General features: G+C 68.7%; 24 protein-coding genes and 1 riboswitch. Of the genes, 8 read left to right on the top strand and 16 right to left on the bottom strand.

The window, feature by feature from the left end:
• Nucleotides 1–23 precede the first annotated feature (23 nt).
• Together KY661_RS01115 and KY661_RS01120 are read right to left on the bottom strand one after the other, a co-directional pair.
• Nucleotides 24–383: a ComEA family DNA-binding protein gene (locus tag KY661_RS01115; protein WP_225408406.1), complete on the bottom strand. Its 360-nt coding sequence runs from the start codon at nt 381–383 to the stop codon at nt 24–26.
• The gene (locus KY661_RS01120) at nt 380–631 is read right to left on the bottom strand and encodes a hypothetical protein (RefSeq protein WP_075009859.1); all 252 of its coding nucleotides are present in this window, start codon (nt 629–631) and stop codon (nt 380–382) included. The genes KY661_RS01115 and KY661_RS01120 overlap by 4 nt, the downstream gene beginning before the upstream one ends.
• Nucleotides 632–943: 312 nt before the next feature.
• Between KY661_RS01120 and KY661_RS01125 the strand changes: the two genes are divergently transcribed.
• From KY661_RS01125 to KY661_RS01155, 7 genes are all read left to right on the top strand, one after another.
• Nucleotides 944–1,468, top strand: a complete 525-nt coding sequence (locus KY661_RS01125; protein ID WP_075009860.1) for an FHA domain-containing protein — start codon at nt 944–946, stop codon at nt 1,466–1,468.
• 6 nt (nt 1,469–1,474) lie between these two features.
• A riboswitch (cobalamin riboswitch) is annotated at nt 1,475–1,608 on the top strand.
• A 55-nt stretch (nt 1,609–1,663) separates the two neighbouring features.
• Nucleotides 1,664–3,637 (top strand): TonB-dependent receptor plug domain-containing protein, encoded by a 1,974-nt coding sequence (locus KY661_RS01130; RefSeq protein WP_225408407.1) that lies wholly within the window; start codon nt 1,664–1,666, stop codon nt 3,635–3,637.
• Nucleotides 3,634–5,229, top strand: coding sequence for an MXAN_6577-like cysteine-rich protein (locus KY661_RS01135; protein WP_225408408.1), 1,596 nt, complete (start codon nt 3,634–3,636; stop codon nt 5,227–5,229). The genes KY661_RS01130 and KY661_RS01135 overlap by 4 nt, the downstream gene beginning before the upstream one ends.
• A 10-nt stretch (nt 5,230–5,239) precedes the next feature.
• The gene (locus KY661_RS01140; RefSeq protein ID WP_225408409.1) at nt 5,240–6,103 is read left to right on the top strand and encodes an ABC transporter substrate-binding protein; all 864 of its coding nucleotides are present in this window, start codon (nt 5,240–5,242) and stop codon (nt 6,101–6,103) included.
• Nucleotides 6,104–6,171: 68 nt separating this feature from the next.
• A complete protein-coding gene (locus KY661_RS01145) occupies nt 6,172–6,429 on the top strand; it encodes a hypothetical protein (RefSeq protein ID WP_225408410.1) in 258 nt (85 codons plus the stop codon).
• A 1-nt stretch (nt 6,430) separates the two neighbouring features.
• Entirely contained in the window at nt 6,431–7,489 is a 1,059-nt protein-coding gene (locus KY661_RS01150) for a FecCD family ABC transporter permease (RefSeq protein WP_225408411.1), read from the top strand.
• Nucleotides 7,490–7,556: 67 nt separating this feature from the next.
• Nucleotides 7,557–9,806 carry a VIT and vWA domain-containing protein gene (locus KY661_RS01155; RefSeq protein ID WP_225408412.1) on the top strand — a complete coding sequence of 750 codons (2,250 nt, stop codon included), beginning with the start codon at nt 7,557–7,559 and terminating at the stop codon, nt 9,804–9,806.
• Nucleotides 9,807–9,822: 16 nt separating this feature from the next.
• Here KY661_RS01155 and KY661_RS01160 read toward each other — a convergent pair whose 3' ends face one another.
• The 14 genes from KY661_RS01160 to KY661_RS01225 form a co-directional block, all read right to left on the bottom strand.
• A complete protein-coding gene (locus KY661_RS01160) occupies nt 9,823–10,644 on the bottom strand; it encodes a thioesterase family protein (RefSeq protein WP_225408413.1) in 822 nt (273 codons plus the stop codon).
• A gap of 69 nt (nt 10,645–10,713) precedes the next feature.
• Entirely contained in the window at nt 10,714–11,619 is a 906-nt protein-coding gene (locus tag KY661_RS01165; RefSeq protein ID WP_225408414.1) for an alpha/beta fold hydrolase, read from the bottom strand.
• Between the two features lie 22 nt (nt 11,620–11,641).
• Entirely contained in the window at nt 11,642–12,145 is a 504-nt protein-coding gene (locus KY661_RS01170; RefSeq protein ID WP_225408415.1) for a PaaI family thioesterase, read from the bottom strand.
• 44 nt (nt 12,146–12,189) lie between these two features.
• A complete protein-coding gene (locus KY661_RS01175; RefSeq protein WP_225408416.1) occupies nt 12,190–13,917 on the bottom strand; it encodes a fatty acyl-AMP ligase in 1,728 nt (575 codons plus the stop codon).
• Nucleotides 13,914–14,888: an amidohydrolase family protein gene (locus tag KY661_RS01180; RefSeq protein WP_225408417.1), complete on the bottom strand. Its 975-nt coding sequence runs from the start codon at nt 14,886–14,888 to the stop codon at nt 13,914–13,916. The genes KY661_RS01175 and KY661_RS01180 overlap by 4 nt, the downstream gene beginning before the upstream one ends.
• A 5-nt stretch (nt 14,889–14,893) precedes the next feature.
• Nucleotides 14,894–15,853, bottom strand: coding sequence for an acyl-CoA desaturase (locus KY661_RS01185; protein WP_225408418.1), 960 nt, complete (start codon nt 15,851–15,853; stop codon nt 14,894–14,896).
• 12 nt (nt 15,854–15,865) lie between these two features.
• Entirely contained in the window at nt 15,866–16,750 is an 885-nt protein-coding gene (locus tag KY661_RS01190) for a class I SAM-dependent methyltransferase (RefSeq protein ID WP_225408419.1), read from the bottom strand.
• A 39-nt stretch (nt 16,751–16,789) separates the two neighbouring features.
• Nucleotides 16,790–17,059 carry an acyl carrier protein gene (locus tag KY661_RS01195; RefSeq protein ID WP_225408420.1) on the bottom strand — a complete coding sequence of 90 codons (270 nt, stop codon included), beginning with the start codon at nt 17,057–17,059 and terminating at the stop codon, nt 16,790–16,792.
• Entirely contained in the window at nt 17,056–17,994 is a 939-nt protein-coding gene (locus tag KY661_RS01200) for an acyl-CoA desaturase (RefSeq protein WP_225408421.1), read from the bottom strand. Before KY661_RS01200 ends, KY661_RS01195 begins: the two co-directional genes overlap by 4 nt.
• A gap of 385 nt (nt 17,995–18,379) precedes the next feature.
• Nucleotides 18,380–19,654, bottom strand: a complete 1,275-nt coding sequence (locus tag KY661_RS01205; RefSeq protein WP_225408422.1) for a glycoside hydrolase family protein — start codon at nt 19,652–19,654, stop codon at nt 18,380–18,382.
• 104 nt (nt 19,655–19,758) lie between these two features.
• Nucleotides 19,759–21,075 (bottom strand): extracellular solute-binding protein, encoded by a 1,317-nt coding sequence (locus tag KY661_RS01210; protein ID WP_225408423.1) that lies wholly within the window; start codon nt 21,073–21,075, stop codon nt 19,759–19,761.
• A 32-nt stretch (nt 21,076–21,107) separates the two neighbouring features.
• On the bottom strand, nt 21,108–21,932 hold the full coding sequence (locus tag KY661_RS01215) for a carbohydrate ABC transporter permease (RefSeq protein ID WP_225408424.1): 825 nt from the start codon (nt 21,930–21,932) through the stop codon (nt 21,108–21,110).
• 4 nt (nt 21,933–21,936) lie between these two features.
• The gene (locus KY661_RS01220; RefSeq protein WP_225408425.1) at nt 21,937–22,848 is read right to left on the bottom strand and encodes a carbohydrate ABC transporter permease; all 912 of its coding nucleotides are present in this window, start codon (nt 22,846–22,848) and stop codon (nt 21,937–21,939) included.
• Between the two features lie 10 nt (nt 22,849–22,858).
• Nucleotides 22,859–23,956, bottom strand: a complete 1,098-nt coding sequence (locus tag KY661_RS01225; RefSeq protein WP_225408426.1) for an ABC transporter ATP-binding protein — start codon at nt 23,954–23,956, stop codon at nt 22,859–22,861.
• 291 nt (nt 23,957–24,247) lie between these two features.
• Here KY661_RS01225 and KY661_RS01230 point away from each other — a divergent pair, with 291 nt between their 5' ends.
• A complete protein-coding gene (locus KY661_RS01230) occupies nt 24,248–24,673 on the top strand; it encodes a YciI family protein (RefSeq protein WP_225408427.1) in 426 nt (141 codons plus the stop codon).
• Nucleotides 24,674–24,697: the final 24 nt, after the last annotated feature.

Raw genomic sequence — 24,697 nt, forward strand, 5'->3', positions numbered from 1 at the left:
GGAGACAGCCCTCTCGCACCCTCTTACCCCTTCGGCTTCGGGGGCGGGGGCTCGGCGCTGGCCTTCTGTTGGGTGAGCGTCGAGGGGCCCGTCACCGTCAGGTACGGCTTGAGCTTCTGGAACTTCTTCTTGCCGAAGCCCTTCACCTTCACCAGCTCCTCGGGCCGCTGGAAGCGGCGCTTGGCCCGCTGCGCGAGGATGCGCTGCACGGCCTTCATCCCCACGCCGGGCAGCCGGTCCAGCTCCGCCTCCGTGGCCTCGTTGAGGTTCACCACGCCCGTGTACTGGGTGCGCGCCTTGCCGCGCGCCTCCGCCACGCTGGAGCCGAGCAGTCCCAGCCCCAGCACCACCCCCCACGCCATCCGCCGCACGGGCCCCCTCACGGGTGGCCTCCCATGAGCTCCGGCTCGAGCCCCGGGCCGGGCGCGTACCGGCCCCCCGGCGTCTGCGCCCCGTCCCGCCGCTCCGCCGCCTCGCGCACGTGCAGCTTCCCATCCAGCGGCAGCACATCCAGCAGCACGTTCAGCGAGCCGTCCTTGTTCACGAAGGCGCTGCCCGCGCGCACCCAGATGCTCCCGCCCTTGCCCTCCCGGATGGAGAACACCGCCAATCGCTTCCCTGCCGTCAGCATCGTCCGCCCACTCCTTCACGCCCGCCGGGCCACCCATGGCCCGGCCGCCTCACCGGCTCTGGCCGCCTGAGGCCACCGGCGCCTGGAGCACCCTTCGTGCCAGGCCGTGCTCCCTCGGGGCAGGGCGGAAGAACCGTCCCGCGCGTGGCCTCTGCGTCCACGAAACGGGATGCGAGGTCTGGACGGGGCGCACCTTGCCGCACCTTTGTCCTCTCCCAGGAAGCGCCATCACCCTTTTGGACAAGGGCGGGGCTGGACGCTCCCTTAGGGCATGCACAGCTTCCGGCCTCCGCTTCGACCGAAGGGTGTGCCTTGGCGCTCAAGTTCTCCATCTTGGCCTCGCAACTGCTCGCCGATCGGCAAACGGTGCTGCGCTCCGTCTCCTGGCCTGTGCTGGTGTGGGAGTCGCCCGTGCAGCGGTGGGATTTCCAGGCCAACGCTTGCCCCGTCACGCCGGCGCGGGCCCGCGGGCCCCAGGGGGCGCTGGAGCTGCACGTGCTGGAGCTGCGCGAGCGCTTCCCGGCGCGCAACGAGCTGAAGCTCGGCCGCAGCCTGGACAATGACGCGGTGCTCGAGGACCTCACCGTCTCGCGCACCCACGCCTTCTTCCGCAAGGAGCCGCACACGGGCGTGTGGCACGTGGTGGATGCCGGCAGCCACAACGGCACCTTCGTGGGCGGCGTGCTCATCGTCCCGGGCCGGCCCACGCCCCTGTTCGACCGCTCCGCGCTGCGCTTCGGGCGCGTGGAGGTGAGCTTCCTCCAGGCCGCCGCCTTCGAGCAGTACGTCCACGCGCGCCTGACGCCGCCGGCGGCGCGCTTGACGCACGTGGGGTGAGCCCCTACAAGGGGCACGCCCTTGGGTGCCCACACCGGGCACGCAAGAGGGAAGCCGGTGGAAGACCGGCGCGGTCCCGCCACTGTGAGTGGGCAGCCGAGCCCATGAGCCAGGAGACCTGCCCAGGGGTCCGGGCGCCCCGGTGAGGGCTCCGGTTGGCCTTCTCTCTTCGACAGAGAGAGTGGAAGGCGGAGCATGGCGTGGCCCGCGCGCGCCGGGCTGGCAGTGTGCCTGGCGCTCAGCATGAGCAGTTCCGTGAAGGCCCAGGAGACCGCCGCCCCGGCCGGTCCCGAGGTGCCCGTTTTCTCCGTGCCCGCCGTGGAGGTCCACGCGGCCCCCGTGTCCGAGCCTCCGGAGTCGGCGGCCCAGCGGGACCCCAGCGGCGCGCTCACCGTCATTGAGACGGCGGACTTTGGCGGGGCGGCCCGCGACGCCGCCGAGGTGCTCGCCACCGCCCCGGGCGTGGCGGTGCAGGACAGCGGCGGCTACGGCCAGAGCAAGAGCCTGGTGGTGCGCGGCGCCGCGGCCAACGGGACGCTCGTGCTGCTGGATGGCATTCCCCTGAACGGCGCGGGCGGCATCGCGGACCTGTCGCGCGTGCCGCTGGCGCTGGTGGAGCGCTTCGAGGTGCTGCGCGGGGGCGCGGGCGCCCGCTACGGCTCGGGCGGACTCGGGGGCGTGGTGAACGTCGTCACGCGGCGGCCCGGCCACGAAGTGCAGGTGGCGGGGGAGGCCAGCTATGGAAGCTGGGACACCGTGCGTGGGTGGGGGATGGCCTCGGGGCCGGTGGGGGAGGGCGAGGCGTTGCTGCTGCTCCATGGAGGCCGCTCCACGGGGAACTTCCGCTTCCGCTTCGATGCGAGCCCCGCGCTGCCGGGAGATCCGCTCGTCGAGCGGCGCCGCGCGAACAACGACGCGCGGGGGGCCGGCGGGCTGCTCCGGCTGAGGCACGGGCTGGGCGAGACGCTGGAGCTGGATGCGCTGCTGGAGCTGTCCGCCGATGACCGGGGGCTGGCGGGCACCGCGCAGAACCCGTTGCCGGACGCGAGGCAGGAGGCCGGGCGGGTGGCGGCCAGCGTGCGGCTGTCGGGCGAGTCCAGCGGAGTGCAGGGCTCGGCGCGGGCGTGGTTCCGAGGGGACCGCATCGGGCTGTCCAGCGGGCCCTTGGTGACACAGGGCCACCAGGTGCAGCGCGTGGGCGGCGTGGAGGCGGAGGCGCGCACGCAACTGGGCGAGCGGCACGGCGTCTCGGCGGTGGTGACGGTGTCCACCGAGGACGTCACCGGAGCGGAAGGTGCCCCGGGAGAGGACTCCCGGCCGGGCTGGTGGCGGGCCAGCGCCATGCTGATGGACGAGGTGAGCCTGGCAGGAGAGCTCCTGCGCCTCATTCCCTCGGTGCGGTTGGAGCGCGCGGGGCCGTACACGCTGCTGTCCCCGAAGGTGGGCGCCACGGTGAAGCTGCCGGAGGGCTTCGCGCTGCGGGCCAACGTGGGACAGGCCCACCGTGCGCCCTCCTTCCAGGAACTCTACGTGCGCCAGGGGTTGCTGTTGCCCAATCCCTCCCTGAAGCCCGAGCGGGTGCTCTACATGGACGCGGCGGTGGTGCACCGCACGGAGCATTCGCTGGCCTCGGTGGGCGGCTTCTACAGCCTCTACGAGAACCTCATCGCCTACGAGCTCTATCCCCCCTTCGCCGCCAAGCCGTACAATTTCGCCTCGGCGCGCGCGGTGGGCCTGGAGGCCGAGGGCGAGTGGCGCCCCTTCCCCTGGCTGGCCGGGGCGTTCAGCTACACCCTGCTCGTGTCGCGCAACCTCCGGGATGATCCGCGGTACTACCTTAAGGAACTGCCCTACCGGCCCCGCCACAAGCTGAGCGCCCGCGCCTCGGGAGGCCCCCGTTGGCTCACCGGCCGCGTGGAGGTGGCCACGCAGGCCGCGCAGTTCGTCAACCGCACGGAGGAAGCGGTGCTGCCCGGACGGACCTTCCTCCACGCGGGCCTCTCCAGCACCTTCGGCCGGACGCCCGAGCTGACCGTGTCGCTGGAACTCAAGAACCTCCTCGACGCCCAGGCCGAGGATCTCGACGGTTACCCCCTGCCCGGCAGGGCCGCCTACGTGACGGTGGCGGCCTCGTTCGGCGGCTCCTCGAAAAGGACCCAGACCCCATGAATGGCCACGAAGCGATGGAGCGGAGGCGGCCCCGGCGGTGGGCCCTGGTCGCGGTGCTGGCGGGGGTGCTGGCGGGCTGCCCGGACCAGGGGGCGGAGTGCGGCGAGGGCCTCTCGCTGTGCGGCTCGGAGTGCGTGGACCTCACCAGCGAGCCCAACCACTGCGGCGCCTGTGGCGTCACGTGTGGCCGGGCGGGCGTGTGCACGGCCTCGGCCTGCGAGTGCGGACCCGGGGCCACGCGGTGCGGCGGGCAGTGTGTCCTCACCGCTTCGGATGCGGCCCACTGCGGGGGCTGCGGGGTGGCCTGTGCGGCGGGCCAGGTCTGTGAAGCGGGCCAGTGCCAGGCGGCGTGTACCGGGGCCACCACCACGCGCTGCGGGGATGGGTGCGTGGACCTCCAGGCGGATCCTTATTACTGCGGCACCTGCGACACCTCCTGCGGGGGCGTGAAGAGCTGCCGCACGGGCGTGTGTACCTATGATGTCGTCGCCGCCTGCTTCAACACGGGGCAGGTGGTGGGCCTCCAGGCGGGCACGGACTTGAAGGGGCCCAACGTGGCGGTGGGGGAGCGGCCCCAGACCGTGACGCGGATGCAGGACGTGCTGCTGGTGCTCGACGCGGCGAAGCGGCTGCGCGAGGCCCGGCTGTCGGACTACGGCCCCCTGGCCGAGGCCCCCGAGACGGGCAACGCCCCCAACCAGGTGCTCGTGGACGAGCCCTTCGTCTACGTCATCAACTCCACGAGCAACACGCTGCTGGTGCTGCGGCGCCGGGCCGAGCCCCTGGCCCAGCCCCAGGGCGGAACGCGCTTCCCCAACGGCCTGGGGCTGACACCGGTGGCCAGCGTGGACTTCGGGGCCAACACGAATCCCTATGCAATGGCGAAGCTCGGCACGGACCTCTGGGTGACGCTGTACGGCAACCTGGGCGGGGATGTCTCGGCGGGAGGGCGGCTGGCGCGGGTGAACGTGGCGAATCCGCTGGCCCCCGTGTTGGACCCGAACCCCCTCGTGCTTCCCGCCGAAGCCTTCCCCGGCGGCTCCGCCGAGTCCACGCCCACGGGCATCGCCGTCCACCAGGGCAGCCTCTACATCGCCCTCAACAACCTGGATCCGGCGACGTACCGCCCCGGAGGGCCCGGCAGCCTGGCGAAGGTGAACCCCCGGACGCGCCAGGTATCCCCGGTGCCGCTGGGAGACGGGTGCCTGAACGCGGGATGGGTGGCCTCTCTGGGCGATCGGCTGCTGGTGAGCTGTGGAGGCCATGCCGTCTATGACAACGACTTCCACCTCACGGCGGTGGAGAAGACGGGGCTGGTGCTGCTCGATGCCCAGGACGCGGTGGTGTCAACGTACACGCTCGCGTGCCCGCCGGGCGCCACGGACTGCCCGCTGTCCTCCGCGGGGCGCTTCGCCGTGGTGGGCTCCCGCGCCTACGTGGGGGACAACAACGCGGGCCGCGTCTTCGTCATCGAGGCCGTGGGCCACCAGCTCATCGAGCGGCGGGGCCCCGGTCCCGGCGCCCAACCCCCCATTCTGGCCTGTCCGAGCAATGGCTTCTCCCTGGTTGGAGATGTCGTCGCCCTGCCGTAGGAGCTTCTCCATGAGGACACCCTTCATCTCGCTGTGGCTGCTCGCCGTGCTGAGCCTCTCCGGGCCCGTGGAGGCCGCCGCGCCGGCCCCGGCGCCCCGCTTCCTGGGCCCGAAGCGCGAGGGCAAGGCGCGGCGCGTGGTGACGCTCGCCCCCTCGCTGACGGAGATGGTGCTCGCCATGGGGGCGGGAAGCACGCTCGTGGGCGTCTCCCGCTTCGACGAGGACAAGGCCGTGGCGGCGCTGCCCCGCGTGGGGGGCTTCGTGGATCCGTCCGTGGAGGCCGTCGTGGCGCTCAAGCCGGACCTCATCCTGGTGCAGCCCGGGCCGGGCAACCAGCGGCCCGTGGAGCGCATGGCGGAGCTGGGCGTACCGGTGCTCCTCTTGCCCCTGCACTCCGTGGGGGACACGCTCGCCGCGTTGCGCGCGGTGGGCCAGGCGCTGGGCCAGACGAAGGAGGCCGAGGCGCTCATCTCCCGCTTCGAGGCCACGCAGGCCCGCATCCGCGAGGCGGCGAAGGCGTTGCCCCCGCGCCGGGTGCTGCTCGTCTATGGCTTCGAGCCGCTCGTCGTCGCGGGCCCCGGCTCCTTCGCGCACGAGCTGCTGGGGGATGTGGGGGCCGTCAACGTCGCGGCGGACGCGGGCTCCGCCTACCCCGTGTACTCCATGGAGCGCGTGGTGCGGGCCCGGCCCGAGGTGGTGGTGGACGCGGCCCACGTGGACGTGGGCAAGGACAAGCTCCAGGCGCTGCCGGGGCTGGCCTCGGCGCGCTGGGTGGAGATGCCTTCGTTGGCGCTCCTACAACCGGGGCCCTCGCTGGGCAAAGGGTTGGAGGAGCTGTTCGGTCTGGTGCATCCCGGGGCTGCCGCACGCTGAGCCGCTTCCGGCACGGAAAAACAGGGATTAGATGCTAGGCCGAGCGTTCTCCTCACCGGAGTGCATCCATGGACCGTCGTTCCGCATCGCTCCTTCTTCTGGCGGGTCTCGCCGCCGGTGCCCTGTCGGCCTTCCTGTTGCCCCAGGCCGCCCAGGCGCAGGCGCCGTTCCTCGATGCGGTGGAGTACGAGTCCCTCAAGCGCGAGGGACCCGAGGAGGATCTCGCCCAGCTGCGCAGGCTGGGGGCCGAGGGGTGGAAGGTGGCGGCCACCGTGGAGGTGGACGGCACCACCAAGCGCTACGTGCTGATGCGCACGCGGAGGTGAGGTGAGCGCCGGGGCCCCGAGGCTGCGGGCCTCCCGCGTGCTGGGGCTGTGCGCCGCGTTCCTGGGGCTGACGCTGGCCGCGTTCGCCCTGGCCGTGCGCTTTGGCGAGCAGCCCATCTCCCTGGCCGCGGCCCTCGGGGACGCGGATTCCTCGGACGCGGTCATCTTCTGGTCGCTGCGCCTGCCCCGGGCGCTGCTGGGCGTCATCGTGGGGGCAGGGCTCGCCGCATCCGGGGCCACGCTCCAGGGGCTGCTGCGCAACCCGCTCGCGGATCCGTTCGTGCTCGGCGTGTCGGGTGGGGCCGCCCTGGGGGCGACGCTGGCGCTCGCGCTGGGCCTGGCCACGGTGGGGCAAGTGGCGCCGGGCATGGCCGGAGGACTGGAGCGGCTCTCCGGGCCCGCGCTGCTCGCCTTCCTCGGGGCCGGGGGCTCGGTCCTCTTCGTGCTCGCCGCCAGCCGGGGCCACGCCGCGCGGGCGCCCTACGCGGCCCTGCTCACGGGGGTGGTCTTCAACGCGTTCGCCTCCGCCGCCATCACGCTCGTCAAGACGCTGTCGGCGCCGGACCGGCTGGGGGAAATCCTCTACTGGCTCGCCGGGGCGCTGGGCTACGAGCGGGGGGCCACGCTCGGGCTCGCCGCGCTGCTGCAAGGGGGCGCCCTCGCGGTGATGCTGGCGCTCTCGGGGCAGCTCAACCTGATGACGCTGGGCGACGAGGACGCCCAGACGCTCGGGGTGCCCGTGGTGCGCACGCGCCGGCTGCTCCTGCTGGCCACGAGCGCCAGCGTGGCGGGAGCGGTGGCCCTGACGGGGCTCATCGGCTTCGTGGGGCTCATCGTCCCGCACCTGCTGCGGCTGGCCTTCGGACCGGACCAGCGCCTGCTGATTCCCCTGTCGGCCCTGGGCGGGGCGGCGTTCCTGGTGCTGGCGGACCTGCTGGCGCGGCTCTCCTTCGCCCTCTTCGGGGCCGAGCCGCCCGTGGGCGTCATCACCGCGCTGCTCGGGGGCCCGCTCTTCATCGCCCTGCTGTCCCGGCGTGGGAGGGACGGTTCTCCCGTCTAAGGCGCTAAGGTGCGTAGACCGCGCCGGAATCTCGTGCGTTGAAGCAGTCCAGAGGAGACGAAACGCCGTGTACGCCACCCTCCGAATGCTGCTGCTGAGCACCCTGCTGATGCCGGTCCTGGCCTCGGCGCAGGGCATGTTGCTGCCCACCACGCCAAGTGCCCGGCCCCTGGCCATCAAGAGCCAGCGGGTGACGGTGGCCATCCAGGACGGCACGGCCGTCACCCGGGTGGAGCAGACGTTCCAGAACGATGGTCCCTCGCAGCTCGAGGCCCACTACATCTTCCCGCTGCCCCGGGGCGCCGCGCTCTCGGAGTTCTACCTGTGGGTCAACGGGAAGAAGACGAAGGGCGAGCTGCTCGAACGCGACAAGGCCACGAACATCTACGAGGGCATCGTCCGGCGCCTGGCGGACCCCGGGCTGCTGGAGTACGTGGACTCGGATGTGTTCCGGGTCCGGGTCTTCCCGGTCCCCGCGCGGGGCGAGCAGAAGGTGGAGCTGGCCTTCAGCCAGGTGCTGAACTTCTCCGCGGGCCTGTACCACTACCATTACCCGCTCGGGGCAACGGCCCAGCAGGGGCAGCCCGCGGACTGGCGGCAGGTGGGGGGCACCGCGAAGAACGACTTCACCTTCAGCGCGAAGGTGTCCTCGAAGGTGCCGCTCAAGAGCATCTACTCCCCCACGCACCCGATGGACGTGTCCCGCCGCGGCGAGACCGAAGCGGTGGTGGGGCTGGAGCAGGTGAACGGCGCGGACCTCTCCAAGGACGTGGACCTCTACTTCTCGGTCTCGGACAAGGCGGTGGGGCTGTCGCTGCTCACCTATAAGGAGGCGGCCGAGCCCGGCTACTTCGTCGCGCTCATCGCCCCGAAGACGGAGGTGAGCCCCAGCGAGGTAGCCGCCAAGCGCGTCACCTTCGTCATCGACACCTCGGGCTCGATGCAGGGCAGCCGGATGCAGATCGCCAAGGACGCCCTGAAGTACTGCGTCACCCGGCTCAACCCGAAGGACACCTTCAACGTGGTGCGGTTCTCCACGGACGTGGAGGCGCTCTTCCCCGCGCTGAAGGCCGCGAACTCCGAGAACGTCCAGAAGGCGGTCTCCTTCGTGGAGGGGCTGGAGGCCATCGGGGGCACGGCCATCGACGAGGCCCTGGTGCGCGGCCTCCAGGACAACGACGGCACATCTCCCTCGCCCCACCTGCTCCTGTTCATCACGGATGGCCAGCCCACCATCGGCGAGACGGACGAGGGCGCCATCGCCCAGCACGCCAAGGCAGGGCGCAAGGCGAAGACGCGCCTGTTCACCTTCGGCGTGGGGGAAGACCTCAACGCGCGCTTGCTGGACCGGCTCGCCGATGATGGCGCGGGGAGCTCGGACTTCGTCCGGGACGGCAAGGAGTTCGAGACGAAGATCTCCAGCTTCTACGACAAGGTGAGCCACCCGGTGCTGTCGGACCTGGCACTGGACCTGTCCTCCATCGACGCGTACGACCTCTACCCCCGCAAGCTGCCGGACCTCTTCAAGGGAACGCAGCTCGTGGTGATGGGCCGCTACCGCAAGTCCGGAGACGCGAAGGCGGTGCTCACGGGCTACGTGAACGGCGAGAAGCGGACCTTCGAGTACGGCACCACCGCGCCCAAGGAGGCCACGCGGGACGGCTTCATTCCCCGGCTGTGGGCCATCCGCAAGGTGGGCTTCCTGCTGGAAGAGATTCGCCTGCGCGGCGAGCGCCCCGAGCTGCGCGACGAGGTGATTGCGCTCGCCAAGAAGTTCGGAATCGTCACGCCCTACACCAGCTACCTGGTGGTGGAGGACACGCCGCTGGTGGCCACGCCGTCACCCGTCATGCGTCCCGAGCCCGTGAGCGAGGGATCCGCCTCCGGCGCTGACTTCGCGCCGCCGCCGCCCAGGGGAGGACGCGGAGCCCCGGCGCCCGCGCTCGCCGCGCCCGCCGAAGCGCTCGCGAGGGCGGACGGAAAGGGCAGTGTGGCCGTCTCCCGCGAGATGAAGAAGATGAAGGAGGAGGAGCGAGGCCCCTCGGCGAGCGAGCCGGTGCGGGTGGCTGCGGGCAAAACCTTCCTCTACCGGGACGGAGGCTGGATCGACTCCGAGGCCCTCGCCCATCCAGGCAAGCAGCTCCAGGTCAAATTCCTCTCGAAGGGCTACTTCGCGCTGCTCCAGGCCCGTCCTGACCTGAAGGCCGCGTTCGCTTTGGGAGACCGGGTGGTGGTCGTGGTGGCCCCCGGTAAGACCCTGCGCGTGGGACCGGAGGGAGAAGAAGACGAGGGCAAGGTCCGCGCCTTCCTCAAGTAGCGTCAGGTCAGGGCGGTCAGCGCGCCGGGTCTGTCAGCGCGCTTGTCCACTCGGGGGACCACCGGAAGGTCAGCTCCGCGGACGCGGGCCGGCGGCTGCCGGACACAGGCGCAATCTGGAAGCTCCAGCGGCTGATGCCTTCTCCAACCCCCAGGTGCTGGCCGGAGATGAGCACCTCTTGCCCCAGCGCGATGGGCGAGCCGAACTTCAGGTGAACGGACAGCAGGCGCGCCTCCTCCGCCTTGGCGCCCAGCGCGGGCTGCAGGAAGGAGGACAGGGCATCCGTCATCCAGCGCAGGTAGAAGCCATTGTTGACGTGCCGGGCCATGTCGATGTCATCCGGCTGCACGGGCCGCTTCACCTGAAAGGACATGGGCTCCGCGGCAGGGGTGACGGCCACGGGCTGGTAGTGCGTGTAGAAGGATTCCCCGTTGGGCTTGAACCGCTCGGCCAGCTCACCCCAGGGCGTGGGAGACCGGGTGCCCATGTCCACCAGGATGATGTCGGTGCGGCCCCGGAGCACCCCCTTGCCGTCCTTGGCCCTGCGCAGCTCGAATTCCCGGTGGGCCAGGGAGCCCTCCATCGACGAGAACCACGTGCGGGCAAGGATGCGATCCCCGTAGCGGATGGGGTGCTCTTTCTCGAAGCGCGAGACGCTGAAGACAGGCGCGACGTTGCGGGCCAGAAACCACTGGGGCGGTACGCCGCCGGCGGCGGCCGCTTCCCAGGCAATCTCCTGAAGCCAGTTCATGTACGTGAGAGGCTTCAGTTCCAGGGACGCATCCACCTCGTAGCTGCGGACGGTGAGCTCCAGCTCCGTGATCAAAGTCTCTGGCATAAGGCCTCAAGCTACCGCTGGGATCTGGCGGGTGCAACACGCGCTGCCGAGGGGAAGGCGGCTGGAACCTCAGGCTTCCTGGAGGAAGCCGCGGAGGAGCTCGCAGTACTCCTGGGGCGCCTCCAGCTCGGGAGAGTGCCCCGCGTGCTGAAACCGATGCCACTGGGCCCGGGAGAGCTGGCTGCCGATGGATTCCTTGTCGCTGCGCGCGTGCGTCCGGTCCGCCATGCCCCAGCTCACCAGGGCGGGCTGCTCCACCCGGACCGCTGGGGGCGTGTACCCATAAAACCATTGCTGCCACAGCGAGCCCAGACAGCAGAACGCCCCCTGCGTGAGCGCCTGACTCAGCGTGGGCATGAAGTCGGAATAGCGGTTCTTGGCCAGTGAGGCCCTGTACCAGCCGAGCCCGATCTGGTCGGGCTTGAAGGCCGTGGAGAGCTGGCCGAGCACGGGGCGCGACAGGACCTTCTTCTTGTCCACCTCCCGGGCCCACGTGACTTGCTGCTCCCAGGAAGGCGATTGCCAGAGCATCAGCCGGGTCACCAACTGTGGGTCCTTCGCCGCGATCTGGAGCGCGATATGGGCCCAGACACACGTGAAGGCCAGCACATAGGGCCCTTCGTCCAGCTGCCGCAGCAAGGCTTCGATACAGGCCCGGTACTCCTCGAAGGTGAAGCGGAAGGAGGCCCGGGGGCTCGAGAAGCCAAAGCCAGGCGGCTCGAAGAGAACCAGCCGGTGATGCGGCGAGAGCAGCTCGAACACCGCATCGAAGTGCTCGATGACGTTGGGCGGATCGCACACCATCACCACCGTGGGCTCGCCCGCCTTGCGTGTTCCGCCGGTCCTCACCCGCAGCGTGGCTTGCGGCAGCTCGTGAAAGGTGACCGCCGGACGCGTCCGCGCGGCCCAGCCTCCCTGGAGGCTGCTCGCGCGAGCCCGGAGCCGGAAGCTGTCGAGCCAGGTGACGTTGATCATGCTTTCTCCAGAGCCAGGCGGCTCAGCGGGCTGAGTCGAGCACCATGCAGGTGGCGCGGCCCGAGGCGACGGGCTCGCCATCCGGGGCCAGAATGGTGGCATCGGTGACGACGATCTTGCGCCCTTGATGGACGGCCACGCCCTCGCACCGCAGGAGCCCCGTGGCCTCCGTCACCATCTTCACGAAGGAGACGTTCAGGTTGACCGTGGTCCACCGCGTGCCATACGGCAGCAAGGACATACAGGCGATACCACAGGCGCTGTCGATGAGCGTGGACAGCATTCCGCCATGCACCGTGCCCATGGGGTTGTAGTGGTACTCGGCCGGGGTGCCCGTGAACACCGCGCGTCCCTTGCCCACCTCGATCAAGCGAATCCCCATGGAGTCGCAGATGGGAGGCGCCGGGTAGCGGCCCTCGGCCCAGCCTTGCAGGTAATCCTCCTTGGTGGCGTGCTTCCCAATCTCCCGGATGTCCGCCCAAGAGACCGTGCGGCTCTTGCTTCCAGGCTTCGTGTCCTCTGGCATGGTTCCTCGCGAAGGTGTGTGTCTGAAGTTGCGTGCGCCTGCTGTCAACCGCGTCGCCGCCATGCACCGAGCATGGGCAGCTCACCGCCAAGGTACAGGTCCTTGCAAACCACCCGGCGGACCTTGCCACTGGAGGTCTTCGGCACGGTTCCGGGCGGGACCAGCACGACCCCTGCCGCGGAGAGGCCATGCTTCGCCGTGATGGCGGCGCGCACGGTCTCGCAGAGCGCCGCGATGTGCGCCTCGGACAGGGCTTCCTCCCCGCCGTCTGGCTTTCGCACCTCGATGACCACGATGAGATCGGCGTCATCGTTCGTGACGAATGCCGCCGAGCAGCCCCGGCGGATCATCCGGGGCTCGCTGTCCTCGGCCGTCACCTCGATGTCGCGAGGGAAGTGGTTCTTGCCGCGGATCTTGAGGACTTCCTTGATGCGCCCGGTGATGAAGAGCTCTCCCTCCTGGATGAGCCCCAGATCGCCGGTCCGCAGGTAGCGCCGGGAGTCCTCTCCCGCGAGCTGGGCGCCAAAGCTCTCCTGGGTCTGCTCGGGATTCTCCCAGTAGCCTCGCGCGACGCTCGGCCCGCGTGCCCAGATCTCACCCACCTGGCCCTCTTCCAGGGGGGCGCGTGTCTGGGCATCCACGATGAGGATTTCGCTGTCCGCGCCTGCCCGGCCGCAGCCGACCAGGAGATGGGGCTCGCCGCCGCTGCTGGCGGGCGCGGGACGGACCACGGGGGCCGCGGCCTTGTCTCCTCCGGAGACGAACAGGGTGGACTCCGCCAGGCCGTAGCACGGATAGAAGGCCTCCATGCGGAAGCCGCAGCGGGCGAACTTCTTCGCGAAGGCGTTCAGCCCCTCCCAGCGGACCATGTCGGAGCCGACGAACGCGACGCTCCAGGAGGAGAGATCCAACGTGTCGAGCGCGCTGTCCGGCACGCTGCGGGTGCACAGGTCGAACGAGAACGCGGGCCCGCCGCTCGTGGTGGCCTGGAACCGGGTGATGGCCCGCAGCCAGTGGAGGGGCTTCTTCAGGAAATCGAAGGGCGACATGAGCACCACGGGAAAGCCCGCGTACAGCGGCTGCAGGATGCCGCCGATAAGGCCCATGTCGTGGTACGAGGGCAGCCAGATCACCCCCTGGCTCTGACGGGTGTGCTCGAACCGCTCCTGGATGACGGCCAGGTTGTGGAGCAGGTTTCCATGGCTCAACGCCACGCCCTTGGGCGCGCCCGTGGACCCCGAGGTGTACTGCAGGAAGGCGAGGGTCTCCTCCGTGGGAGGCCGGGGGCTCCGGGCCTCCGCCGCCCCGGCCACCGTGTCCGTCGCGAGCCAGACCTTCCCGTCCGCGCCCTCGATGTCGCCCGTCAGCATGCGCGCCAGCTCCAGCGTCATGGAGTCGCCGAGAATGGCGCGCGGGTTGGCGTTGCGGATGATCCCCATCAGCAGCGGCAGCGACTTCTCCAGCCGTCCGGGCTCTGGCGGATACACGGGCACCGCCACCACCCCCGCGTAGACGCACGCGGCGAACCCGACGAGGAACTCGAGCCCGGGCGGATAGAGCAGCAGCGCCCGCTCACCCACGAGCTGTGCCTCCACGAGCTGCTGGGCAATGCCCCGCACCCGGCTCAGCAACTGCCCGCTGGTGAGGCTGGCGACGACGCGGTCCCCATCCTCCACGAAGCGGTAGAGCTCCAGGTCTGGCTGCTCCCGGCCGCAATGCTCGATGACCTCGGCCAGGGACCTGAACCGCGGCAGGTGGCTGTCCGTCTTCATGTGGGGCGCTCCGTTTCAGCGGGTCCGAAGAGCTGGGTGGCGTTGTCCCAGAGCACCTTGCGCAGCACATCCTCCGGCAGGTAGCGCTCCAGCTCGCGCATCTCCAGGTCAGGGTCATACGGCAGGTTGGGGAAGTCGGTGCCGAACAGGAACCGGTCCGGCCGTTCGAGAATCTGCGGGACGAGCTGCTCGAGCGCGGGCTTCCAGGGTTCGGGCAGGCGAGGCTTCCGGCCCTTCTCGTAGCGCGTCATCGAGAGTGGCCGGACGTCCGGCAGCGCCTCTCCGCGCGCCACGCGGTACCCGCCAAACGCCATGGCGGTGTCCAGGTAGAGGTTCGGGAACTCGTCGAGCATGTCCAGGTAGAGCTGGACCTCGTCGTACCCGATGTGCGGCACGATGACCTTGAGGTGGGGCGTGCGCCGCATGGCGCGCAAGAAGCGGGGGACGGCGCACAGCTCGTCGATCTCGCTCTTGTGCGCTTTGCTCTGCGAGACAGGGCCGCAGTGGATCTGCAGGATCTTGCCCGTCTCCGCGAGGGTGTCGAACACCGGCAGCATGCGGTCGTCGTCCGGGGCGATCTTCTGCACGTGGCAGTGAATCTTGATGCCCGAGAGCTGGAGCTCCCCGAGCGCCCGGCGAAGCTCGTCCTCGAAGCCCTCTTCACCGGGGAGGACGGTGCCGAAGCCGACGAGCCGCCCGGGGTGGGCGGCCACCAGCTCCGCCATGAACTCGTTGAGCATGCCCGCCACGCCGGGCTGGTGCGTGTAGCAGAGCCCGACCATGCGCTCGATGCCGTAGCGCTCCAGCAGGCCGAACGTCTCCTCGGGCGAGGGTTTGTGCCGGATCGGCCAGGAGTTCTCCTCGAACCACTTCCAGATGAAGCGCGCCAGCATGCCGGGAAACAGGTGCACGTGCACATCGAAGGCGCGCAGGGGACGGGGAGCAGCGGCGGAGGGGTCTTGCGTGGCCATGAGGCTCAGGTCGTCGCCAGGGGTTTTTTCTTCTTGGCCTCCACGGAGGCCGTGTTGGGCAGGTGCACGTCGCGCGTGAGCCGGAAGAACGCCAGGGCCCGGATGAGCAGGCCCGTCAGGTCCACCTGCCACCAGCGAAGGGACGTGACGGCGTAGGAGGGGAAGGTGTGGTGGTTGTTGTGCCAGCCGGCGCCGAGCGTGACGATGGCCTGCCAGAACGAGTTGCGGCTGTGGTCCCGGGTCTCCAGCGGGCTGCGCCCCCCGAGCGCATGGCCCACGGAGTTGACGCTCCAGATGGCGTTGGTGGCCAGGAAGACGCGCACCGTGCCGCCCCAGAGGAAGCCCAGCAGCACGCCCTGGAGCGAGCCATGGAGGAGGCCGCCAATGGCCGCTGGAATCGCCAGGCCAAGCACCAGCCAGTAGTCGTACATCATGTGGAACTTGAAGAGCACCGGGTCCTTGTACAGGTCCATCGCGTACCGGCCCCACTGCTCCGGCCGCGCGCACCGGGCATCCAGGAGCCACCCCACGTGGGCGTGGTACAGCCGCCGGAGGCGGCCCGGGTGCTGCGGCCACCAGGGCGAGTGCGGATCGCCCTGCTGGTCCGTGTTCTTGTGGTGGATGCGGTGGATGGCCACCCACCAGATGATGGGGCCCACGTACGAGAGGGAGCCGAGCACCGCCAGGGCCAGCTCCACCGCCCGGGGCGCCCGGAAGGACCGGTGCGTGAAGTAGCGATGGTACGCCAGCTCCATCCCCAGGATGTTCAGGACGTAGAACACCCCGAGCAGGAGGAAGTCCACCGCCGTGGGCACCGCCAGCCCGCTCCACCACAGGCCGAGCGCCACCAGCGTTCCCACGACGGGGAAGAGGATGACGAGGCTGTGGCGCAGCAGGGACGACTTGGAAAGCCGCTCATGCCCCCCTGAGCCAGAAAGGGCCGCGGCCTGAAGATTCTCGCTCATGGGGCACGGGGGTCAGTCTTTGCCGAAGCGGTTGGGTTCGATGCGCCGGAAGGTGATGCGGTAGAGGTGGAAGGCGCCCAGGTCGAACGAGTAGCTCATCGTCCGGTACATCCGCTCGTAGCGCTCGACCACCTCAAGCGGCACCAGCTTCAGCGCCTTCTCGCGGTTGCTGCGCAGGTTCTCGAACCAGGCCCGCATCGTCTTGACGTAGTCGTGCCGGTCATTGCGCAGGAACTCGACCTCGAAGAGCATCTCGCTGGAGCGGACGATGTCGGCCAGGTACGGCAGGTCCGACTCGGGGAACACCTCGCGGGCGATGAACAGGTCCTTGTGCTTGCGGTCGCGGGGCACGTCGCCGTAGGCCATGGTCTGCAAGGACATGCGGCCGCCCGGCTTGAGCAGCTCGTAGCAGCGCTGGAAGTAGCGCCGGTACGCTTCGATCTTGTCCTCGTTGATCTTGGCGAAGTGCTCGAAGGCGCCCAGCGAGATGATGCCGTCGAACGGCTCGTCCGGCCGGTAGTCCTGCCAGTTCTCCAGCCGCACCTCGATCTGCGGCAGGTTGATGGCCTGGTGGATGTACCGCTTCTGCTCCTGGCTGAGCGTGAGGCCCACGACGTTCTGGACGCCGTGGTTCACCACCAGCCGCTTCACCAGCGAGCCCCAGCCGCAGCCGATGTCGAGCACGCGCTGGGCGCCCTTCGCGCGGATCTGCCCGATGTGGTAGTCCAGCTTGCGGATCTGGGCCTGCTCGTGGGTGTCGCCCTCCTCCCACATCGCGGACGAGTACGTGCGGGTCTCTTCCTGCGCGAGCGCCAAGAAGTCATTCCCGATGTCGTAGTGGTACTGGATGGATTCTTTCGAAGCGCCCACCTGCGCCTGTGCACCGCTGGTTGACATGGCTCGGTTCCTGTCCCGGTAAGCGAAAGGGAAATGCGCTCAGCTCTTGCCCGCATCCAGGTGCTGGGAGAGCGCCTCGATGGTGGGGTACTTGTAGGGGAGGCTGGGGGACAGCCGGCGGCCCACGAAGTCCTCCAGGTCGCCGACCATGCGCACGGCCTCCGCGGAATCGAGTCCGAAGCTGTCGAACGTCCTCTTCGTGTCCACCTCGCCGGGCGAGACGCCCAGCTTCTTGGACAGGTAGAGGCACATCCAGTCACGGCTGCTCGTGGACGGCTGCTGCTGCTGCGCGGTCGCGGGATTGCTCAAGGTGTTTCTCCCTGGGTGGTCGGTTGGGTGTAGAGCTCTTTGAGGGCAATCATCTCGGGGGTGGGTTTGCGCACGTCCCAGACCAGCCTGGCCGATTTCAGTCCCCAGACGACCCACCCCCCGAAGTCGATCTGCCACCACTTGAGCCCGGTGTACGCGGAGCTCGGAAAGGCATGGTGGTTGTTGTGCCAGCCCTGGCCAAAGGTGAACAGCGCCAGCGTGAAGCTGTTCTTGCTGAAGTCCCGGGTCCGGAAATAGGGCTTCCCAATCAAGTGGCACAGGGAGTTCAACGACCAAATGCACTGATTGACGAGGAAGATCCGGACCATTCCGCCCCAGAGGAAACCCATCAGGGCGCCGAACAGGCTGCCGTGCGCGATGCCACTCACCACGGTGGGAATGAGCAGGCCCAGGAACAGCCATACATAATATTGCAGGTGCATCCGAAGGATCAGGTCATCTTCATAGAGATCCCGGACGCGGTCGCGCCAGTTCTCGGGCCGGGTCGAGCCCGCTGTGAAGAGCCAGCCCATGTGGCTGTGGTAGAAGCCCTTCAGGGTGCCCCAGGCCCCGCCGCCCGACAGCCGGGGCGAGTGGGGATCTCCCTCCAGGTCGCTCAGCGTGTGGTGGCGGCGGTGGATGGCACACCACCAGATCGCCGGGCCATGAAAGGCCATGGAGCCCGCCGCGAGCAGGGCCGCGCGCAAGCCCTCACGCGCCTTGAAGGAGCGGTGGGCCAGATGCCGGTGAAATCCTACCTCCAGTCCAATGACTGTGATGATGTACAGGATTGCCGCCGTGACGAGCTCGGAGGCCGCCGGCGCATGGCCGGACCACCATAAAATTCCTGCCGCAAGAGTTCCCAGGGTTGGAACGACCGTTACAATGACAGCCAAAATCTGATCGAGTCGAGCGTGCTCGGGGAGGTTCGCCACGGCATTCCTCTTTCAATCGTCATATAGGCGACGGCTGATTTGGGCGTCAAGCAACGATTCTCAGATGAGCAGCGGTTGCCATTGATGAAATGTGTGGCGTGGCTGGAATCTGAGTGAGGGCACGGTCCACGCGGCGCACTTGCGGAAACCCTTGCTTCCTGCGCCTTGATTCCAACAGGAATGGGGTGGATTTTCCTGTGCGTGCATGCTGGGCAAGCGGGCTGCGCTCCAGGGAGGCCGCGCGCGCGGCCCACCGGGTCTGCCTGAGCTTGGTTACAATGTTTGTTTGATACACATTGCGCCGTTGATAATTCTTGTTCACGGCAGGGCTGATACGGGTGTCTTCACACCCGTGATGTCAGGATAACACCCTGAGCGTGTCTTCCTAGGCGCCGGTGAAGCGCTCTTCCACGACGAATGGCTCGCAAGGGCGGCCGTCGAGGTCACGGAAGGCGACATGGCGTTGGATCGCCTTGCGCTGATCGCCGTCCTTGCCGTAGTCGCTGCCGTTGCGCCACACGTGCAGGTACATCGCATAGAGGCCGTTGCCCTGGTTCACGAACGCAGGGTGGCCCGGGCCATTCCACTGCCCTCCGAGCGCCGGGCTCTGGCTGTCGATCAAGAGCCGCTCGTCCCCCACGCTTCCCGCGAGCAGGTCGAGCTTGGCGATGTACGTGCGGTACTCGGAGTTCCCGAAGAAGCCCGCGCTGTAGATGAGGTACGACTGGCCGTTCTCGGTCACCACGAACTGGCCTTCGATCAGGCCATCATGGTGCGGCCCATTGCTGAGCAGGACCTTCGGCGCGCCCAGAAGCTCGATGCGTCCGTCCGCGTCCTGCCTGAACTCGTGCGCGAGGATGGGCGTGGGCGCCTTGTGCGTCTGCTGGGTCACCGGGTCCTTCCACTGCAACCCGTTGCCATCCACCTTGGTGAGCAGGAACGTCCGCTCGCGGCCATCTGGGCCCAGGGCCGCGGCGACGTGGCCGTCGATCATGCCGACGAGAGGGTTCTCCCCCGCGGGGCCTCCGGGATAGCCGGGCGCCACGTCCTTCACCCGGACGTTGATGTCGAGGAAGCCATGGTCCTTCCACTCGCCATCGATGGCCGAGGCGGTGGCATAGGCGGAGCGCAGGATGCCGGCGCGATCCCGGGCGGTGTAGTGCAGCGTGAGCAACCCGTTGCGCTCGTCAATCTCAGGAGCCCACCGGGCCAGGACGAGATCCCTGGGAAGATCGGGCGCCAGCGGATCGAGCTCGCCCCCATTCCACCACGCGGGGAGCTTGCCCTCGGGGAAGATGGCGCGGTGCTGGCCGTCCACCGTGTGCGGCACCCAGGTGCCATTCACGAAGCGGTACAGCCGGAAGGCGAAGGGCTGATCGTTGGTGGTCGCAATCAGCCAGAGGCCCGCGGTGCGCGCGCCACCCGGGCTCTTCGCCGTCAGCCGCAGCACGAACGGATCGGGCATGGGCTCGTGCAGGAGCGGCTCGGGAACGCGCTGCAGGTTCGCGACGATGTCTTGGAGCGTGCGCGATTCCCCGGGCGGAACCTCAAAGAGGCTCGCCGGGTCCTGCACGGTGTTGCCACGGAGGCGGTTGGGCTCGAGCCGCTGGACACCCGGGGTGGCGGCAGGGGGGGACTGGGAGTCGGAGGGAGAACTCATTCGAGCGCGCAACGCTACAGGACGCTCGCTCCGGGGTTCCAGCCTGGAAACCAGGAGGCCCTGCCTCCTGGCTCCCAGGGCATCCGGGCAAGCCCGGGGCTGGGTTACTTACGGGCGCGGCGCAGGATTTGCGAGGCCCGGCGCTGAGCGTCGGACAGGGCTTGGTCCGGCTTCTTGTTGACCAGCCAGGTCGAGTTCAGCTCGTTCACCAGCAGGTCCTGGATGGCGCGCTGGTTCTCGATGGCCGGCACCGCCTTGGCGATGGTGGCGGTGCGGGTGTACTCCGACCGGTGCGGCAGTGCCTGCATCTCGGCGCTCTTGAGCACCGAGGTGCGCACCGGCAGGTGGCCGGTGCGGGCCCACTGGAAGTTGTTGTCATTCAGGAACTTGAGGAAGGCCAGGGCCGCCTTCTGCTTCGCCGGATCCGGCTTCGGCTGCTTCGGCAGGACCCACAGGTGGCTGTCGGACCAGACGGCTTCCTGGCCGTAAAGGGCCGGGATGTCGCGCACGGCGTACTTCTTGAGGGCGGTCTTCGGATCCTTGGACTGCGCCTCGTAGGTGTCCACGCCCCAGGTGCCGTTGATGAGCACCGCCGCCTCGCCGCCGATGAAGGCCTGCTGCGCGCCGGCATAGTCGTGCTTGCTGTTGGCATGGCCGGCCGCGTAGAGCGAGTGGAGCAGGCGCAAGGCCTCCTTGCTCTCCTTCGACTCCAGCTGGGCCTTCTTCTCGGCGTCGATGATGTTGCCGCCCTGCTGCCACACCCAGGTCAGGTACTGCCAGGACGGCATCGGGTCGGCCGAGGAGGGGATGGCGAAGTACATCTTGCCGGTCTTGGCCTTCATCGTCTGGGCGTGCTGCATCAGCTCGGCCGGGCTGGTGGGCATCTTCGGCTGGCCCTTGGCATCGACGAGCCCCGCCTTGGCGAACAGGTCCACGTTGACGTGCCACACGAGCGCGTGCAGGTCGAACGGCAAGGCCCACATCTCGCCCTTGGAGGTGACCGCGTCGCGCGCCACCGGCAGGAAGTCGGCGGCGTCGATGCCGGCCGTGGTGAAGCTCTTGCCGAGCGGCTGAACGAGCCCACGCGTCAGGTAGTTCGGTAGGACGCTGCGGTGCATGACGGCGATGTCGGGCGGGGTGCCGCCAGCGATGGTGGAGCTCAGCCGGTCGTAGTAGACGCCCCACTCGATCGACTGGGTCTTGACGGTGATGCCCTCCTTGTTCTCCGCGTTGAACTTGTTGGTCAACACCTGGATGATTCCGCACTCGCCGACTGCCTTCGACAGATCGGTGACGTTGCCGTACTCATCGCTGCAGCCGCCGAAGAAGCGGAACAGCGTGATCTCCGTGGCGGATGCCGGGGTGGAGCCCAGGGTCACGGCCAGCAGCATCGCGGCCGGGAGTAGTGCCTTCATCTTCATGGATCTTCCCTCCTCTTGCGGGTGGTACGAGGCTACTTGCCACCGGTCATGGCGATACCTTGCACGATGTACCGCTGGAACACGGCATAGATGATGAGCATCGGCGCACTGGCGAACACCGCCGAGGCCATCAGGAAGCCGAGCCCCTCCGACATGGCGAAGTTGCCCTGGAGCGAGCCGAGGCCGACGCTGAGCGTGTACATCTCCGGCTGGGCGGCCGTGACGACCGGCCAGAGAAAGTCGTTCCAGGCATACAGGAAGGTGAAGATGCCGAGCGTCGTCAGGGCCGGGCGGGACAGCGGCAGCATCACCGACCAGAAGACCTTCAGCCGGCCCGCGTTGTCGAGCTCTGCCGCCTCCTCCAGCTCGCGCGGCACCGCCTTGAAGAACTGGGTCATCAAGAACACGCCCATCGGCACGGCCAGGCGGGGGGCGATCAGGGAGAAGTAGGTGCTGTGCAGGTTCCAACCGGCGAACATGGCGTGCAGCGGCACCAGGACGGCCTGCTCCGGAATCATCAGCCCGGCCATCACCAGCAAGAAGACGGCGCGGCGGCCGGGAAAGGCGATCCGGGCGAAGGCGTAGCCCGCGAGCGACGACAGCACCAGCGTCAGGGCCGTCATGCCCACGGCGACGATCAGGCTGTTGAACAGCCAGCGCGGCGTCAGCGACACCCGCATCAGGGCCGCGAAGTGCTCGAAGGTATGGGGCCATGGCAGGACGCCGGAGGTGGACTGCACCAGCATGGCGTTGGGCTTGAGCGCCATGGCCAGCACCCACAGCATGGGCAGCATCCAGACGCACGCGGCGGCGATCAGCAGGGCGAGGATGAGGTGGTCACCGAAGGTCCGCTTCATGGCCTCAATTCTCCCGCCTGGACAGACGCAGCTGCAGCAGCGCCACGAAGAACATCAGGACGAACAGCACCAGTGACATGGAGGAGGCATAGCCCGAGCGCCAGTCGCGGAAGCCGGTCTCGTAGATGAGCTGCACCAACGGCCGGGTGGAGTTGGACGGGCCGCCGCGCGTCATCAGCAGGGGCTGGCCGAACACCTGGAGGTGCATGACGGTCTCCAGCACCAGCACGAGCAGGATCGTACGTTTCAGCGCGGGCAGGGTGATGCGCCACAGCACCGCCCAGCGCGAGGCATTGTCGAGCCTGGCCGCCTCGTAGACCTCGGGGGGAATCTGCTGCAGCCCGGCGAGAAACAGCGCCATCGGAAAGCCAGCGGTCCACCACAGGCTCGTCACCACCAGCGCGGGCATGGCCCACTCCTGGTGGGTCAGGAAGGCAATCGGCTCCAGCCCCACGGCACGCAGCCCGTTCGCCACCAGGCCCTGGTTGGGGTTGAGCACCATCGTCCACACCAGCGTGACGACCGTGACCGAGAAGATGCTGGAGGCGAAGAAGATCGCTCGCAGCGCGCCATGGATCCGCCCCGGCCGGTTGAGCGCCAGGGCCAGGACGAAGCCAAGCACCGTCGCCGCCGGGACCGTCATGGCGGCGAACTGCAGGGTGCGCTTCAGGGCCTCCCAGAAATAGGGATCATCCCAAAGCTCCTCGTAGTTCAGCCAGCCGATGTACTCCCGGTAGTCCCCGACGATCTCCCAATCGTGAAGGCTCATCCACAGGCCGAGGCCAAAGGGATAGAGCAGGAAGAGGGCGTAGACGGCGAGGAACGGGGCCAGGAAGGCATAGCCCGCGAAGGCGTCGCGATAGCGCGTCCGCCAGCGGCGCGGGAGGGCAGGAGCGGGATCACGGGTGCTGGCCATGGTGTCCCCCTCAGGCGGCGGTGGCTGCGGGTGGCGGCAAGGCCATTCCATCACCGCCGAACAGCCGGCCGCTGCCGGGCTCGATGGCCAAGGACACGGTGTCGCCAATGCGGACCGCACTGTCCCCGGTGTCCGTGGCGATGAGCGTGGGGCCCTCCGCGCCGGCGACGTGCAGCAGCGTCTCGCGGCCCAGCCGCTCGATGGCCCTGACCTGGCCGCGCAGGATGCCCTCGCCCGTGGCCAGCCGCAGGTGCTCGGGCCGGACGCCGAAGGTGACGGGGGCGCCGGGGGCCAGCCCGGTGCCATTCGCCGCGGCCTCGGCACGCCCGCCCGGCAGGGTGACCGCTACCTGACCAGGGCTGACGGACATCACCTGGGCTTCGATCAGGTTCATCTTCGGGGTGCCCATGAACCCGGCGACGAAGGTGTTGGCGGGGTGGCGGTAGATCTCCATCGGCGTGCCGACCTGCTCGATTCGTCCGTCGCGAAGAACGACGATGCGGTCGGCCATGGTCATCGCCTCCACTTGGTCGTGGGTGACGTAGATCGAGGTGGCCTCGAGCCGCTGGTGGAGCTGCACCAGCTCAACGCGCATCTGCACCCGCAGCGCGGCATCCAGATTGGACAGGGGCTCGTCGAACAGAAAAACGTCGGGCCTGCGGACGATGGCGCGGCCAATGGCGACGCGCTGGCGCTGGCCACCGGACATGTCTGCGGGGCGGCGATGGAGCAGGTGCTCGATCTGCAGCGTCTTGGCGGCCGTGGCCACGCGGGCGGCGATCTCGGCGCGGGGCGTGCCAATGTTGCGCAGGCCGAAGGCCATGTTCCCCGCGGCCGTCATGTGCGGGTAGAGGGCATAGTTCTGGAAGACCATGGCGACCCCTCGCTCGCCGGGCGGTGTTCCGTTGACCTGGCGTCCGCCGATGAAGAGCTCGCCGCCACTGATCTCCTCCAGCCCGGCAATCATGCGCAGGAGCGTGGACTTGCCGCACCCCGAGGGGCCGACGAAGACGATGAATTCCCGGTGCTTCAGCTCGAGCGAAACGCCATGGACGACCTCTGACGAGCCGTAGCGCTTGCGCAAATCCCGGAGCAACACATCGGCCATGGGTCACCCTCCAGCTCAGTCCGCGAAGGGCTGATAGACGCCAAGAGCGTGGAGCGCAAGGGGCTCGGGGAATTCGTGGCTTGTGGGCCGCCGCAGCGGCCCGGCGTTGCCGCAGTACGTCATCCACGCGGGATATCGCTTCCGCGGAGAGGCCCAAGTCCCCAGATTCAGGCAACTTGGGGGGAGCCGGTAAAAAGAAAATAGGGCATGTCGATCTCCCCCACCCTCGTTCGTCGCGCAAGTAAGAGGCGAGGACGAGACCTCTGCCCCTCACCTGAAGGAGACACAACGATGCGATTCATGATCCTGGTCAAGGCCGACAAGAACAGCGAGGCAGGCACCCTTCCGGACGAGAAGCTCATGACCGAGATGGGGAAGTACAACGAGGAGCTGATGAAGGCCGGCGTGCTGCTCGCGGGCGAGGGACTTCACCCGAGCGCCAAGGGCGCGCGCGTCAAGTTCTCGGGCACCCAGCGCACTGTGGTGGATGGGCCCTTCGCCGAGACGAAGGAGCTGATTGCCGGCTTCTGGATCTTCCAGGTGAAGTCGAAGGAGGAGGCGATCGAGTGGGTCAAGCGCTGCCCCAACCCCATGCCGGGAGAGAGCGAGATCGAGATCCGTCAGATCTTCGAGGCAGAGGACTTCGGTCCCGAGTTCACGCCCGAGCTGCGGGATGCGGAGGAGCGCCTGCGCGCGCAGCTGGAATCGAAGAAGTAGCCGCGACACGTCCCGGTCTTGCGC

The organism is Allostigmatella hybrida (assembly GCF_020103775.1).
GTDB classification, from domain to species: Bacteria; Myxococcota; Myxococcia; order Myxococcales; family Myxococcaceae; genus Hyalangium; species Hyalangium aurantiaca.

Bases quoted from the DNA above. Each gene is read 5' to 3' on its own strand.
- KY661_RS01170 (WP_225408415.1), bottom strand. From the start codon at position 12,145: ATGCCAGAGGACACGAAGCCTGGAAGCAAGAGCCGCACGGTCTCTTGG.
- KY661_RS01220 (WP_225408425.1), bottom strand. From the start codon at position 22,848: ATGGCCAGCACCCGTGATCCCGCTCCTGCCCTCCCGCGCCGCTGGCGG.
- KY661_RS01175 (WP_225408416.1), bottom strand. From the start codon at position 13,917: ATGAAGACGGACAGCCACCTGCCGCGGTTCAGGTCCCTGGCCGAGGTC.
- KY661_RS01185 (WP_225408418.1), bottom strand. From the start codon at position 15,853: ATGAGCGAGAATCTTCAGGCCGCGGCCCTTTCTGGCTCAGGGGGGCAT.
- KY661_RS01190 (WP_225408419.1), bottom strand. From the start codon at position 16,750: ATGTCAACCAGCGGTGCACAGGCGCAGGTGGGCGCTTCGAAAGAATCC.
- KY661_RS01205 (WP_225408422.1), bottom strand. From the start codon at position 19,654: ATGAGTTCTCCCTCCGACTCCCAGTCCCCCCCTGCCGCCACCCCGGGT.
- KY661_RS01140 (WP_225408409.1), top strand. From the start codon at position 5,240: ATGAGGACACCCTTCATCTCGCTGTGGCTGCTCGCCGTGCTGAGCCTC.
- KY661_RS01130 (WP_225408407.1), top strand. From the start codon at position 1,664: ATGGCGTGGCCCGCGCGCGCCGGGCTGGCAGTGTGCCTGGCGCTCAGC.
- KY661_RS01180 (WP_225408417.1), bottom strand. From the start codon at position 14,888: ATGGCCACGCAAGACCCCTCCGCCGCTGCTCCCCGTCCCCTGCGCGCC.
- KY661_RS01165 (WP_225408414.1), bottom strand. From the start codon at position 11,619: ATGATCAACGTCACCTGGCTCGACAGCTTCCGGCTCCGGGCTCGCGCG.
- KY661_RS01210 (WP_225408423.1), bottom strand. From the start codon at position 21,075: ATGAAGATGAAGGCACTACTCCCGGCCGCGATGCTGCTGGCCGTGACC.
- KY661_RS01120 (WP_075009859.1), bottom strand. From the start codon at position 631: ATGCTGACGGCAGGGAAGCGATTGGCGGTGTTCTCCATCCGGGAGGGC.
- KY661_RS01160 (WP_225408413.1), bottom strand. From the start codon at position 10,644: ATGCCAGAGACTTTGATCACGGAGCTGGAGCTCACCGTCCGCAGCTAC.
- KY661_RS01215 (WP_225408424.1), bottom strand. From the start codon at position 21,932: ATGAAGCGGACCTTCGGTGACCACCTCATCCTCGCCCTGCTGATCGCC.
- KY661_RS01230 (WP_225408427.1), top strand. From the start codon at position 24,248: ATGCGATTCATGATCCTGGTCAAGGCCGACAAGAACAGCGAGGCAGGC.
- KY661_RS01225 (WP_225408426.1), bottom strand. From the start codon at position 23,956: ATGGCCGATGTGTTGCTCCGGGATTTGCGCAAGCGCTACGGCTCGTCA.
- KY661_RS01145 (WP_225408410.1), top strand. From the start codon at position 6,172: ATGGACCGTCGTTCCGCATCGCTCCTTCTTCTGGCGGGTCTCGCCGCC.
- KY661_RS01135 (WP_225408408.1), top strand. From the start codon at position 3,634: ATGAATGGCCACGAAGCGATGGAGCGGAGGCGGCCCCGGCGGTGGGCC.